Raw genomic sequence first — 13309 nt, 5'->3', positions numbered from 1 at the left:
TATTGGAGTGCAAAACTTCTTGCCGAGCATACGTCCATGACCAACCTCGCCCATCTCAAGTTCTACGCTACCCATCCCCATGCCTGCAGCTACCTGCCAGACGAGCGTGCCACAACCCTATTTCTCGATCCTCAGCTGCCGATTGACGTGGAAACCTATAGTCATCTCTCGGAGCTGGGCTTCCGTCGCAGTGGCGATCATCTATACCGACCGCATTGTCAGGCCTGCAGTGCCTGTGTCGCTTCACGAGTGCCAGCGGCAGATTTCGCGCCAAGCCGCCAACAGAAACGTATCATCAAGCGTAACGTGGACCTTGAAGTCAGTCCTCAACCTCCCAGGTTGACTGACGAAATCTATGAACTCTATGCCCACTACATCGAATCGCGACATGCTGATGGCGATATGTATCCCCCCAGTCGTCAACAGTTCGATTCTTTCCTGGTTAGGGACTGGCCTTTCAGTCTGTTTTACGAATTTCGTCTCGATGGGGTACTGCTGGCTGTAGCCGTGACTGACCACATGCTCAATGGCCTTTCAGCCGTTTATACCTTCTTTCACCCAGACCATCCCGGGCGCAGCCTGGGGCGTTTCGCGATACTCTGGCAGATCGAGGAAGCCAGACGCACCGGCATGGACGCTGTGTACCTTGGATACTGGATCAAAAACTGCCGCAAGATGAGTTACAAGACCGAGTATCGCCCGCTAGAGATGCTGGCCAATCAGAGGTGGGTCCGGATCAATTAATGCACAACCATCGGCTGCTCTTTTAGCTAGCAAACAGACCCTGTTGTGATAAACAGCTAAAAACAAGCGATCAAACTTGGTTGTTGTGCGGTTTTCAGGCACAATTGCTCACCTTTTTTGCGAGCGCTGCATGAGTGTCTCGTTGATATTCCGTAATTTGAGAGGCCTTTGCTTAATGGCGAAAGAAGAAAGTATTGAAATGGAAGGCACCATTGTTGACACCCTGCCCAACACCATGTTTCGCGTTGAACTGGAAAACGGTCACGTTGTTACTGCTCACATTTCAGGCAAGATGCGCAAGAACTATATCCGCATCCTGACCGGCGACAAGGTACGCGTCGAGTTGACACCTTACGACCTGACTAAGGGTCGCATCACCTATCGCGCTCGTTAATCCGGGGCGCTGTTCCCGGCAACTCCGGCCTTATCGGCCAACGCCAATGCCCCTTCACATGCGCATCCGTTAGCGCGGATGGGTGTTGTTGTGCGCTCAAAAAACTCTCCATCCTCGATAAAATACAGAGCGAGAAAGCACAAAAAAACCGCTCCTAGGAGCGGTTTTTACGTTTCACGCAGAGTGACATGAAGCTTAACGCTTCATATACTTTCCCAGCTCAATCTTGCCGATTGCTGCGCGGTGTACTTCGTCCGGACCATCGGCCAGACGCAGCGTGCGTTGCATGGCATACATGTGGGCCAAAGGAGTATCTTCTGATACACCTGCACCACCATGCATCTGAATTGCTCGGTCGATCACGCGCAGTGCCACATTGGGCGCAGAGACCTTAATCTGAGCAATTTCGCTTTTGGCGATCTTGTTACCTACTGTATCCATCATATAAGCGGCGTTCAGCGTCAGCAGTCGAACCTGGTTGATCTCGATACGCGATTCAGCAATCAGATCGACGTTACCGCCCAACTGGGCCAGACGCTTGCCAAAAGCTTCACGCTCGACCGAACGACGACACATCAATTCCAATGCGCGTTCTGCGGCACCGATTGAGCGCATGCAGTGGTGAATGCGACCTGGCCCAAGGCGACCCTGAGCGATCTCGAAACCACGGCCTTCGCCTAGCAGTACGTTCTCGTAAGGAACACGTACGTTATCCAGTACAACCTCAGCATGGCCGTGCGGCGCATCGTCATAACCGAAAACAGGCAAGTGACGAACTACTTTCAGACCGGGAGAATCCATTGGCACCAGAATCATCGAGTGCTGCTGGTGACGCGGTGCATCGGGATCAGTCAGACCCATGAAAATCATGATTTTGCAGCGTGGATCACAAGCGCCTGAAGTCCACCATTTGCGACCGTTGATAACCCACTCATCACCATCGCGACGGGCATTGGCCTGCATGTTGGTCGCATCGGAAGACGCAACATCCGGCTCGGTCATACCAAAGCAGGAACGAATTTCGCCAGCCAGCAGTGGCTTTACCCAACGCTCTTTTTGCTCTTCATTGCCGTAGCGTACGATGGTTTCCATATTGCCGGTATCCGGCGCGCTGCAGTTAAACGCTTCTGAAGCCAGACCTGAACGGCCCATCAATTCAGCAAGAGGCGCATACTCGAGGTTAGTCAGACCAGCGCCCAGTTCGGACTCAGGCAGGAACAAGTTCCACAGGTCAGCCTTGCGCGCCTTGACCTTGAGTTCTTCGACGATAGCAGTGGGCTGCCAACGATCACCCTCACCCACTTGCTGATGAAAGATGTGTTCGGCTGGGAAAACATGTTCCTGCATGAATGCGTCAACGCGTTCGCGTAGATCTTTGACCTTGGGGGAATATCCGAAATCCATAGTTGTGTGCCTTTTCTGGTAACGATGTGTTAACGACAACAACGATGCTAGATGACGCGTCTCAATTTATCTAACCTATTTTCCACGTGTATTAACATTCATAAGCAATATATACTTAGCTTATGATGTATCGGTGATGTCTCGCAATGAGGCAGTCTTTCACAAGCCCTACGTAGGATGATGTTGCGATGAACCTCAGTAAAGTCGACTTGAACCTGTTCATTGTGTTCGACGCTATATATACCGAAGCCAACCTGACCCGCGCCGGACAGATCGTTGGGATCACCCAGCCCGCAGTGAGCAACGCTCTCGCCCGCCTGCGTGAAACCTTCAACGACCCATTGTTTGTGCGCACGGCCCAGGGCATGGTGCCGACACCCATGGCGCAGAACATTATTACCCCAGTGCGTCATGCGCTGCAGTTACTCCGAGTTTCCGTGCAGGAGAGCCGCAGCTTTAATCCCGATGAGGCAACCAAGACCTACCGGATCAGCATGACCGATTTGTCCGAGGCAGTCATATTGCCCAATCTGGCTGCGCGCATACGTCGCCAGGCAGTGAACGTCAATATTGATAGCTTTCTCACAAAGCGCCGCGAAACAACCAAGGAGCTGGCGGCCGGCCGTCTGGACTTCGCCATTGATGCTCCGCTCAATACCGACACCCAGGTCCGTCACGTCAAACTTTTCGAAGACCGTTATGTCTGCGTGATGCGCAAGGACCATCCGCTGGCAACCAAGGGCAAGATCACCCTGGATGACTATCTGGCACAGTCGCATATTCATATTTCCAGTCGACGCAACGGCCTTGGCCACGTCGATCTGGCCCTGGGTAAAATCGGCATACAGCGCCGAGTGGTGCTGCGGTCGCAGCATTATCAGATGGCACCTTTGGTGCTCGACTCGACCGACATGGTAATGACCGTACCCGAGCGCTTCGCCCGTCGCCACAATCTGCATTACTCTGAACTGCCGATTGATGACGTGCCTCCGATCGAGACCCATCTGTTCTGGCATGAAAGCACCGACCAGGATCCAGCTAACCGCTGGATGCGTGAGCAGATCATCGAGCTGTCGCAGCAGCTTGAACGGAAAATGAATAAAGAACGCGACGCAGCCCTCCTGCCCGCTTAAATACCTGTTTGGCCCCGGCATGATTCCATGCCGGGATGCTCTTTCGCCCTCTCCCTCATCCTCCCATTGACAGAAGTCAGTCTCAGCTTTACGTTAACGTAAAGGTTAAAGAGAACACGTCCCATGCATTCTGCTACCTATTCCATTTCCGATCTGGCCCGTGAGCTTGATATCACCACTCGAGCCATTCGTTTTTATGAAGAACAGGGATTACTCAGTCCTGAGCGTCGAGGCCAGGAACGCGTTTATTGCGCACGCGACAAGGTCAGCTTGAAACTTATCCTGCGCGGCAAGCGCATCGGTTTCTCACTGGCTGAATGCCGGGAGCTGATCAGCCTGTACGACCCTATGGGTGGTAACCAAAAGCAACTTAATACCATGCTCGGAAAAATCGCCGATCGACGGGCGCAACTTGAGCAGCAAATGCTGGATATTCAACAGATGCAGATCGAGCTCGACACCGCAGAAGAACGTTGCCACGTCGCATTGACCAAAACTTTATCCGGGCGCCCAATCAGCGCCTGAGCATACCCAACAAGAACAACAGGTGATGACATGCATTACACCTCTCTGAATTTCGCTCTGGGCGAGACCATCGACATGCTGCGTGAGCAGGTAAGCGCATTTTGCAAAGCTGAGGTGGCGCCCCGTGCGTCCAGTATCGACAAGGACAACCAGTTCCCCAATGAATTATGGCGCCGCTTTGGCGACCTAGGACTTCTGGGCGTCACTGTCAGCGAAGAATACGGCGGTGCCGGTCTGGGATATCTGGCCCATGTGGTGGCGCTGGAGGAAATAAGTCGTGCATCGGCTTCTGTCGGCCTCTCCTACGGCGCGCACTCGAACCTCTGCGTGAATCAGATTAACCGTAACGGCAGCACTGAGCAGAAAGCTCGCTACCTACCTGGCCTGATCAGCGGCGAACATATCGGTGCGCTGGCTATGAGCGAACCCAACGCCGGCTCCGACGTCGTTAGCATGAAGCTACGGGCAGATAAACGAGGTGATCATTACGTGCTCAACGGCACAAAGATGTGGATTACCAACGGTCCCGATGCCCATGTCTATGTGATCTATGCCAAGACCGAGCCGGAGAAAGGTCCCCACGGCATTACCGCTTTTATCGTTGAGCGTGACTGGACAGGTTTTTCTCGTGGGCCCAAGCTCGACAAGCTGGGGATGCGCGGATCGAACACCTGCGAGCTGGTCTTCGATAACGTCGAAGTGCCCGCAGAGAATATTCTCGGCGGCTTGAATGCCGGCGTAAAAGTACTGATGAGTGGACTGGACTTTGAGCGCGTTGTGTTGGCTGGGGGCCCAGTGGGCATCATGCAGGCCTGTCTAGACGAGGTGGTCCCGTATATCCATGACCGCAAACAGTTCGGCCAAAGCATTGGCGAGTTTCAACTGATCCAGGGCAAGGTCGCGGATATGTACACTCAACTCAACGCCAGCCGAGCTTACCTGTATGCCGTCGCTCAAGCCTGTGACCGCGGTGAAGCTACCCGCAAGGATGCCGCAGGCGTCATCCTCTATACAGCCGAACGGGCCACCCAGATGGCGCTAGAAGCGATTCAAATTCTAGGTGGCAACGGCTATATCAATGACTACCCGACGGGTAGGCTGCTGCGCGATGCCAAGCTGTACGAAATAGGCGCCGGCACCAGCGAAATTCGCCGCATGCTGATCGGCAGGGAACTCTTCAATGAAACGCGCTGAGCAATCTCGCAGGAGAGATCACCGGTGACTATTCTGACCACGCGCCTCAGCGCGCATTCTAATGAGTTTATCGTCAACCGTGATGCGATGCAGGCATTGGTCAATGATTTGCAGCAGTTGCTACAACAGATCAGCCGGGGCGGAGGTCCAAAGGCGCAGGAGCGACATCTGTCCCGTGGCAAGCTGTTACCCAGGCAACGTATCGATGCCCTCCTCGACCCCGGCTCTGCCTTCCTGGAAATAGGCCAACTCACCGCCCATGAGGTGTATGGCGAGGACGTTCCAGCCGCAGGGCTGATCGCCGGTATCGGCCGCGTCGAGGGGGTCGAATGCATGATTGTCGCCAATGATGCGACTGTCAAAGGCGGCTCCTATTACCCGCTAACCGTGAAAAAACATCTGCGTGCGCAAACCATAGCCGGGCAGAACCGCCTGCCGTGTATTTATCTGGTTGATTCCGGCGGAGCCAATCTCCCGCGTCAGGACGAGGTATTTCCCGATCGTGAGCATTTCGGCCGGATTTTTTATAATCAGGCCAATATGAGCGCCCGTGGTATTCCTCAGATTGCTGTGGTGATGGGCTCCTGCACGGCCGGCGGCGCCTATGTGCCGGCGATGGCCGATGAAGCAATCATGGTCCGCGACCAGGCAACCATTTTTCTCGCGGGCCCGCCGCTGGTAAAAGCCGCTACCGGTGAAGTCGTTAGTGCCGAGGACCTAGGTGGCGCCGACGTTCACTGCAAGACATCCGGTGTTGCTGACCACTACGCCGAGGACGACGAACACGCGCTGGCGATTGCCAGGCGCTGCATTGCCAATCTGAACTGGCGCAAGGCGGGTGAATTGCAGTGCAAGCCAGTATTGGCGCCGCGCTACCCTGCCAGCGATCTGTACGGCATCGTCCCGGCAGATCCCAAGCAACCGTATGATGTGCGTGAAGTCATTGCCCGACTGGTTGATGATTCAGTCTTCGACGAATTTAAGGCCCTTTACGGTAGCTCGCTGGTCTGTGGTTTTGCCCACTTGCATGGCTATCCCGTGGCGATTATCGCTAATAACGGTGTACTGTTCAGCGAATCTGCGCAGAAAGGCGCACATTTTATCGAGCTCGCCTGTCAGCGCGGCATTCCATTGGTGTTTTTGCAAAACATCACTGGTTTCATGGTTGGCCAGAAATACGAAGCAGGCGGCATCGCCAAGCATGGCGCCAAGCTGGTAACAGCTGTGGCCTGCGCCCGCGTGCCCAAATTTACGATAATTATTGGCGGAAGTTTCGGTGCGGGTAATTACGGCATGTGTGGCCGGGCTTACGAACCTCGTCTGTTGTGGATGTGGCCCAACGCGCGTATTTCGGTGATGGGCGGCGAACAGGCCGCCGGCGTACTGGTACAGGTCAAGCATGAACAGGCCGAGCGCAGTGGCAATACCTTTAGCACCGAGCAGGAACAGGCTCTACGTCAGCCAATACTTGATCAGTACGAACACCAGGGCCACCCCTATTACTCCAGCGCGAGACTCTGGGATGACGGCGTCATCGACCCTGCGCAAACCCGCGATATTCTGGGACTGGCTATTTCCGCCGCCTTGAACGCGCCGATCGAACCAACACGATTCGGCATCTTTCGCATGTAATGCTGCTGCAGACCATACGACTGCCATACGGAAACAACTCATGCCCCAGTTCAACACCCTCGAACTTGATTTCAGCGACAATGGCGTAGCTACTTTGTGGCTGAACCGGCCCGAGAAAAATAACGCCTTCAATGGCGAGATGATTCGCGAGCTGCTGCTTGCCTTTGATGAAATCGAGACGCGCCCCACGCTACGCTTTCTGTTGCTCAGAGGACGCGGTACGCATTTCTCTGCCGGCGCCGATCTGACCTGGATGAAGGAAAGCGCGAAACTTGACTACAGTGCGAATCTCAATGATGCGCGAGAACTCGCACAGGTCATGGCCAGCCTGTATCAGCTCAAACTACCAACGCTCGCTGTAGTTCAGGGCGCTGCTTTTGGTGGTGCACTGGGTTTGATCAGTTGCTGCGATATAGCCATAGGCGCCGAGGACAGCCTCTTCTGTTTATCGGAGGTGCGCATTGGTATCCTCCCTGCGGTCATAAGCCCCTATGTGGTCAAGGCCATCGGCGAGCGTGCGGCGCGGCGCTATGCCCTCACCGCCGAACGCTTCGATGGTCGCCAGGCTCAGCATCTGGGGTTGCTGGCCGCTTGTTATTCAACACCTGAGCTTGAGCAGGCAGTGAGCGATTGGACCAGCAACCTGCTGCAGAACGGCCCTGCGGCCATGCGTGCGACCAAGGCGTTGATGCAAGAGGTCAAGCATGGCGAACTGACTCCGGCTTTGCGTCGATATACTGAATCAGCCATTGCCCGCGTGCGTGTCAGTCCCGAGGGTCAGGAGGGACTGACCGCGTTTCTCGACAAGCGCAAACCGGCTTGGCAGGAGCACTGACATGATTACCGCGCATGACATTTCTGCCGAGCCCATCACCTGCCTGCTTATCGCCAATCGGGGTGAGATAGCCTGCCGTATCATGCGGACTGCCAAGGCTATGGGCATACGCACCGTGGCAATTCACAGCGAAACGGACCGTGATGCACGCCACGTGCTCGAAGCCGACATTGCAGTCAATCTGGGCGGTGCCAAACCAGCAGACAGCTATTTACGTATTGATCGAATTCTTGATGCTGCCCGCGCCAGTGGCGCCCAAGCCATTCATCCCGGGTATGGCTTCTTGTCCGAAAATGCCGGATTTGCTCGTGCCTGCGCAGCTCAGGGTCTGATATTTGTGGGACCGCCTGCCAGCGCTATTGATGCCATGGGTAGCAAATCAGCTGCCAAGGCTTTGATGGAAGCAGCTGGAGTCCCTTTGGTGCCCGGTTATCACGGCACAAACCAAAGCCTGGAAACCTTCCTGTTCGAGTCCGCCCGCATTGGTTATCCTGTTTTGCTCAAGGCGGTTTCCGGCGGCGGCGGTAAAGGCATGAAGGTCGTAGAACGCGAAGTAGACCTGGCCGAAGCACTGGCATCGGCCCAAAGAGAGGCGCAAGCAGCCTTTGGTGATGGACGAATGCTGGTCGAGCGTTATCTGGCGCGGCCGCGACACATCGAAATTCAGGTTTTTGCCGATCAGCATGGCCAATGTATTCATCTGAACGAACGCGACTGCTCCATCCAGAGACGTCACCAGAAAGTGATCGAAGAAGCGCCTGCTCCGGGTCTATCTGCATCTCTACGCCAGGAAATGGGTAACGCAGCCGTGCAAGCGGCGCTGGCAATCGATTATGTGGGGGCCGGAACCGTTGAATTTCTGCTCGATGGCCAAGAACGTTTTTACTTCATGGAAATGAATACCCGCCTACAGGTTGAGCACCCGGTTACTGAGGCCATTACTGGTCAGGATCTGGTGGCTTGGCAACTGCAGATTGCCCAGGGTAAGCCTTTACCTTTGCAGCAGTATGAAGTCCCGCTGCGAGGCCACGCCATTGAGGCAAGACTATACGCCGAAGACCCCTTGCAGGATTTTCTGCCCGCTAGTGGCACGCTGCAACTCTATCGTGAATCGCTGCCGGGCCCCGGCAGGCGGATTGATTCCGGCATCAGCGAGAATGACGAGGTTTCGCCCTTTTATGATCCGATGCTGGCCAAACTGATTGCCTGGGGTGAGACGCGCGAAGCAGCGCGGCTTAACTTGCTGGCCATGTTACGCCAAACCGCTATCGCCGGCGTACAGACCAATCTGGCTTTCCTGCAACACATCATCGACCATCCCGCTTTTGTGCGGGCCGAGCTGGATACGGGATTCATTCCTCGACACGCCCTGGCCTTACTTCCGCCCAAGGCCGAACTGGCTGATGAATTCTGGCTGTTGGCCGGCGTCGGCTGGTTGCTCTGCATGGGCGCCGTGAAGCGCAACGATGATGCGGGCTCACCTTGGACCACAATTCCCCCCGGTTGGCGAAGCGCAATCCCCGCAAACAGCTGCTTGCACCTGCGTAGCGGCAGCGTAGATCGCCGCCTCGACCAGATAGACACCACAGGTTGCACCTACGATCCAGTGACTCAGGAATTGTCCATCAGCCAAAGCGGAGTGCTGCACCGTTATCAAGCGCTGGCCCGTGGTCAAACAGTCTTTATCCACTGGCAGGAACACTGGCAGCGGATCGAAAAGGTTGACCCCATCAGCCGTGCGGCCCAAGCGCAACAACATGCCGGCGGTTTACAGGCTCCGATGAATGGCAGCATCGTGCGTATGCTGGTCAGCGTTGGCGATGAGGTGGAGGCTGGAACTTCGCTACTGGTAGTTGAAGCGATGAAAATGGAGCACAACATTCGCGCCCCCCATAGCGGAACCATCAGCGCGATATTATGCGCCGAAGGTGATCTGGTCGCCGAAGGTACGCTGCTGGTTGAACTGGAGGAGATGACATGAGCCTGCCCAAAACGGTCCGCCTGGTCGATGTTGGACCTCGAGACGGCTTGCAGAACGAATCACAACCCATTGATATAGCTGACAAAGTGCGGTTGGTTGATAATTTGAGCGCTGCCGGGTTGAGTCACATTGAAGTAGGCAGTTTTGTATCGCCCAAGTGGGTGCCGCAGATGGCTGGTTCGGCGCAGGTATTTGCGGCGATACAGCGTCGCTCTGGTGTGAGTTATTCCGCGTTGACGCCCAATATGCAGGGCCTCGAGGCGGCGCTAGAGGCCGGGGTGCGAGAAGTAGCAGTATTTGCTGCGGCTTCCGAAGCTTTTTCCCAGCGCAATATCAACTGCTCTATCGCTGAAAGCATTGAGCGCTTCGCGCCAGTGCTGGAAACTGCACAGCAGGCTGGCGTCAGAGTGCGCGGCTATATTTCCTGCGTCCTTGGTTGCCCCTACCAGGGTGAAGTTTCATCAGAGCAGGTTGCCATTGTTGCCCGGGAGCTATACGCAATGGGCTGCTTCGAAATTTCTCTTGGCGATACCATTGGTACCGGTACACCCGGGAAGACGCGCGCCCTGATCGAACAAGTCGCCACCCACATACCACGCGAACAACTTGCTGGGCATTTTCACGATACTTATGGCCAGGCGCTGGCCAATATCTATGCCAGCCTGCTCGAAGGGGTCAGCGTCTTTGATAGCTCAGTTGCCGGACTGGGGGGCTGCCCTTACGCCAAGGGCGCCACTGGCAATGTCGCAACAGAAGATGTGGTGTACTTGCTGCATGGACTGGATATCAATACCGGCATTGACCTGCCTCTTCTGGTGCAGGCCGGAGCCAGGATCAACGGGGTATTGGGACGGGAGAACGGATCAAGAGTCGCCAGAGCCATGCTGTCCGCCGGAACACATACCTAATCTGTTGATTCGGACTACACCACACACTATGACCGCTTTTATTTACTAAGAATTTACTTCATATACCTCTTGTACCTCATTGTTTTTAATCAGTAATTGTCTTGCCAGAACACCTAGTATAATCACGGCTCTTTCGGTTTCCTGATTCCATGGCACGCCGCAATTCAACCGCAGGCAATGGTTGAATTGTGCTGAATGGCTGAAAACAGCGCCAGGCGCGATACTGATATTCTGTGTCAGCGCCTGTTCAAATAAGCGCTGGGCGTCAATGCCACCAGGCAAACTGATCCACAGGATGAAGCCTCCGGCAGGTCGGGTGATCTGCGTTCCAGTAGGGAAGTGATTCTGAATAGCCAACTGAAAACTGCTCAGATTCTTGCGGTACTCCTGGCGCAAATAGCGCAAATGCCGGTCATAACCGCCGTTTTCCAGATAAGCTGCAACGGCCATTTGACTGACGCTGCACGCCGACAGTGTGGTGAAGGTCTGGAGTTTCTCGATCTCCGGCTGATGTTTACCGGCGATAACCCACCCTGTGCGCACACCAGGCGAGATAGTTTTAGAAAAGCTCGAGCAGTACATCACCGTATCCGAGCAGTCGAAGGCTTTTAGAGCTTTCGAGCGACCAGGCTCGAACATCAATTCCCCGTAGATGTCATCTTCGATGATTGGCAAACCGCGTCGGGCCATCATTGCCACCAGCTTGCGCTGACGCTCTTCCGGCATCGTCGCTCCCATGGGATTGCCAGCCCGCGCGGTAAGCACCAGCGCCTTGATCGGCCATTTATCGGCGGCTTTCTCCAGCGACTCCAGACTTAATCCAGTATCGGGATCTGTAGGGATCTCGATGACTTTCAGCCCCAACAGATCACACAACTGAATCAAGCCGTAATAGCTTGGCGACTCGGTCGCGATCAGATCGCCAGGGTGCGTCACTGCTCGCAGACACAACTGCATGGCCTCGACGCAGCCATTGGTAACGACGATCCGTGATGGATCGACAATCGCACCGGCATCACGCATGCGAATAGCGATCTGGCGGCGCAACGGCTCGTATCCGGGACTGAATATGTAGCTGAACGCTTTCTGGCTGTGAAAACGCGTCACTTTACTCATCTGTTGATGCAGCGCGCGCAACGGCAAATACTGGCTCGATGGAACCGCAGCTCCCAGAGGTATGACGCCTTCCCTGCGGGACTGGTGAAGAATCTCGTTGATAATCCCACTACGCGTAACCGCATAAGGTTGCTCGACCCGAGCAATGGGTGGCGTGGGTGCCGTCAGCGCTGGGGTGTTATGCACGAAGTATCCTGACTGCGGCCGCGCACGGATGAGGCCTTGATCTTCCAACGTCGCATAAGCGTGCAGAACTGTCGCGTGGCTGACACTTTTCTGCGTACTCAGCTTACGTACCGACGGAATGCGCTCACCCGGCTGGTAGAATCCCTTGCGAATATCTTCGGCTAACTGGTGGGCGATCTGTTGATATAGAGGGCTGCTCATTACGGTTCTCCTGCAAGCCGTTTCACCCTAACTCAGCAGCAAATCGGTATGCGCCATACAGTTGTACGGAAAATTATCCGAACAGCTTAGCAGCAGCATTAACTGTCTGGGAGCAATAGCAGAAGAAACAAACTGTTGCGTAAACCCGTTGTTATTCGTTTATAGCTGGGCCCGGAACCGCACCGGCAGTTATCTGCTGCTGAGCCCATACCTCGCGGTATTTCTCCAGCAACCGCTGAGGCTCATTATCGAGGGTCAGATCGTACATCCCCTGTGCCAGAACGGCACGTAAGTCCGGCGAGTTACAGGCCGAATTATGCGACAGAGTGAGATAAAGATGCTCGTTCATCAGCGAGCCATCAATGATGTCCAGATCGTCGGTAATGCCCATTTGCTGGGCAAGTGCAAGCCCCTGATGCCGCTCATAGATGACATAATCGGCTCGGCCGCGCAGCAGTTTCTGGAAGGACTGCTCGATCGAAGGCACCGTTTCCATATCCAGAAAGTCCGCTGCAAAGCGATCAAAAGCATTCCCGAAACTATTGTTCAGAACAGTGCTACCGACCTTCCCGCGCAAGTCCTCCCAACCACTGTAGGGAAAGATTCCATCAGCACGGACAAAAATTACACTGGGTACTTCGGCGTAGGCAGGGTGAATATAATCCATTTGTCCCAGGCGTGGGCGAGTCAGAAAAGCACCTGCGAGCATGTCGACCCGTCCGCTGCGGACTTCTTCTTGGGCACGTGACCATGGTCCGACATTCAACATCTCAAGCTTAATATCACTTTGCGCCAGGACTTTTTCCAGCAGTTCTGCGCCAGCACCGATTAAACGCGTATCGTCTTCGGGATCGACCCAGAGGATTGGCGGATATTGTGGATTACCGGTAGCGACTATGCGTTCGCAAAGCGGAGCTGCGCCCAGTGCAATTGGAGTGGTCATAGACAGTACTGAAAAGACAGTTAGTCTCACGACCCTTCTACCATAATCCAATAAGGCCCTTGCCAATCTCATTGCTGCTCCTTGAGGTACGCCGGAAACGAGCCGGATTTAAA

Annotated in this window: 12 protein-coding genes; 9 read left to right on the top strand and 3 right to left on the bottom strand. The window is 54.9% G+C overall.

The features are described from left to right. The first annotated feature begins 36 nt into the window (after nucleotides 1-36). Nucleotides 37-744, top strand: a complete 708-nt coding sequence (locus tag ACJAXR_RS04300) for an arginyltransferase (RefSeq protein WP_415057026.1) — start codon at nucleotides 37-39, stop codon at nucleotides 742-744. A gap of 175 nt (nucleotides 745-919) precedes the next feature. Next, nucleotides 920-1138, top strand: coding sequence for a translation initiation factor IF-1 (infA, locus tag ACJAXR_RS04295; protein WP_022962512.1), 219 nt, complete (start codon nucleotides 920-922; stop codon nucleotides 1136-1138). Between the two features lie 195 nt (nucleotides 1139-1333). On the opposite strand, the gene ACJAXR_RS04290 is transcribed toward infA, so the two are convergent. Then, nucleotides 1334-2542, bottom strand: a complete 1209-nt coding sequence (locus ACJAXR_RS04290; protein ID WP_415057025.1) for an acyl-CoA dehydrogenase — start codon at nucleotides 2540-2542, stop codon at nucleotides 1334-1336. Nucleotides 2543-2730: 188 nt separating this feature from the next. Between ACJAXR_RS04290 and ACJAXR_RS04285 the strand changes: the two genes are divergently transcribed. The 7 genes from ACJAXR_RS04285 (at nucleotide 2731) to ACJAXR_RS04255 (ending at nucleotide 10750) form a co-directional block, all read left to right on the top strand. Next, the gene (locus ACJAXR_RS04285; RefSeq protein WP_415057024.1) at nucleotides 2731-3675 is read left to right on the top strand and encodes a LysR family transcriptional regulator; all 945 of its coding nucleotides are present in this window, start codon (nucleotides 2731-2733) and stop codon (nucleotides 3673-3675) included. A gap of 123 nt (nucleotides 3676-3798) precedes the next feature. After that, a complete protein-coding gene (locus ACJAXR_RS04280; protein WP_415057023.1) occupies nucleotides 3799-4200 on the top strand; it encodes a MerR family transcriptional regulator in 402 nt (133 codons plus the stop codon). Nucleotides 4201-4230: 30 nt separating this feature from the next. Beyond that, a complete protein-coding gene (locus ACJAXR_RS04275) occupies nucleotides 4231-5394 on the top strand; it encodes an isovaleryl-CoA dehydrogenase (protein WP_415057022.1) in 1164 nt (387 codons plus the stop codon). Between the two features lie 87 nt (nucleotides 5395-5481). Then, nucleotides 5482-7026, top strand: coding sequence for a carboxyl transferase domain-containing protein (locus tag ACJAXR_RS04270; protein ID WP_415057469.1), 1545 nt, complete (start codon nucleotides 5482-5484; stop codon nucleotides 7024-7026). 40 nt (nucleotides 7027-7066) lie between these two features. Beyond that, a complete protein-coding gene (locus ACJAXR_RS04265) occupies nucleotides 7067-7861 on the top strand; it encodes a gamma-carboxygeranoyl-CoA hydratase (protein ID WP_415057021.1) in 795 nt (264 codons plus the stop codon). Nucleotides 7862-7880: 19 nt separating this feature from the next. Next, nucleotides 7881-9842, top strand: a complete 1962-nt coding sequence (locus ACJAXR_RS04260) for an acetyl/propionyl/methylcrotonyl-CoA carboxylase subunit alpha (protein WP_415057468.1) — start codon at nucleotides 7881-7883, stop codon at nucleotides 9840-9842. Beyond that, nucleotides 9839-10750, top strand: a complete 912-nt coding sequence (locus ACJAXR_RS04255) for a hydroxymethylglutaryl-CoA lyase (protein WP_415057020.1) — start codon at nucleotides 9839-9841, stop codon at nucleotides 10748-10750. The genes ACJAXR_RS04260 and ACJAXR_RS04255 overlap by 4 nt, the downstream gene beginning before the upstream one ends. A 45-nt stretch (nucleotides 10751-10795) precedes the next feature. On the opposite strand, the gene ACJAXR_RS04250 is transcribed toward ACJAXR_RS04255, so the two are convergent. Both ACJAXR_RS04250 and ACJAXR_RS04245 read right to left on the bottom strand, forming a co-directional pair. Next, nucleotides 10796-12253 carry a PLP-dependent aminotransferase family protein gene (locus ACJAXR_RS04250; RefSeq protein WP_415057019.1) on the bottom strand — a complete coding sequence of 486 codons (1458 nt, stop codon included), beginning with the start codon at nucleotides 12251-12253 and terminating at the stop codon, nucleotides 10796-10798. 151 nt (nucleotides 12254-12404) lie between these two features. Then, nucleotides 12405-13196 carry a substrate-binding periplasmic protein gene (locus ACJAXR_RS04245; protein ID WP_415057018.1) on the bottom strand — a complete coding sequence of 264 codons (792 nt, stop codon included), beginning with the start codon at nucleotides 13194-13196 and terminating at the stop codon, nucleotides 12405-12407. Between the last annotated feature and the right edge of the window lie 113 nt (nucleotides 13197-13309).

The organism is Halopseudomonas sp. (genome assembly GCF_047631575.1).
GTDB lineage: Bacteria > Pseudomonadota > Gammaproteobacteria > Pseudomonadales > Pseudomonadaceae > Halopseudomonas.
Note: the sequence above shows the minus strand (reverse complement) of the source record. Positions and strands in the feature narration are given on the sequence as shown.

Excerpts from the sequence above, each read along its gene's own strand:
- ACJAXR_RS04280 (WP_415057023.1), top strand. The coding sequence starts at position 3,799 with ATGCATTCTGCTACCTATTCCATTTCCGATCTGGCCCGTGAGCTTGAT.
- ACJAXR_RS04245 (WP_415057018.1), bottom strand. The coding sequence starts at position 13,196 with ATGACCACTCCAATTGCACTGGGCGCAGCTCCGCTTTGCGAACGCATA.
- ACJAXR_RS04285 (WP_415057024.1), top strand. The coding sequence starts at position 2,731 with ATGAACCTCAGTAAAGTCGACTTGAACCTGTTCATTGTGTTCGACGCT.
- ACJAXR_RS04250 (WP_415057019.1), bottom strand. The coding sequence starts at position 12,253 with ATGAGCAGCCCTCTATATCAACAGATCGCCCACCAGTTAGCCGAAGAT.
- ACJAXR_RS04265 (WP_415057021.1), top strand. The coding sequence starts at position 7,067 with ATGCCCCAGTTCAACACCCTCGAACTTGATTTCAGCGACAATGGCGTA.
- ACJAXR_RS04275 (WP_415057022.1), top strand. The coding sequence starts at position 4,231 with ATGCATTACACCTCTCTGAATTTCGCTCTGGGCGAGACCATCGACATG.
- ACJAXR_RS04300 (WP_415057026.1), top strand. The coding sequence starts at position 37 with ATGACCAACCTCGCCCATCTCAAGTTCTACGCTACCCATCCCCATGCC.
- ACJAXR_RS04270 (WP_415057469.1), top strand. The coding sequence starts at position 5,482 with ATGCAGGCATTGGTCAATGATTTGCAGCAGTTGCTACAACAGATCAGC.
- ACJAXR_RS04290 (WP_415057025.1), bottom strand. The coding sequence starts at position 2,542 with ATGGATTTCGGATATTCCCCCAAGGTCAAAGATCTACGCGAACGCGTT.
- infA (WP_022962512.1), top strand. The coding sequence starts at position 920 with ATGGCGAAAGAAGAAAGTATTGAAATGGAAGGCACCATTGTTGACACC.
- ACJAXR_RS04255 (WP_415057020.1), top strand. The coding sequence starts at position 9,839 with ATGAGCCTGCCCAAAACGGTCCGCCTGGTCGATGTTGGACCTCGAGAC.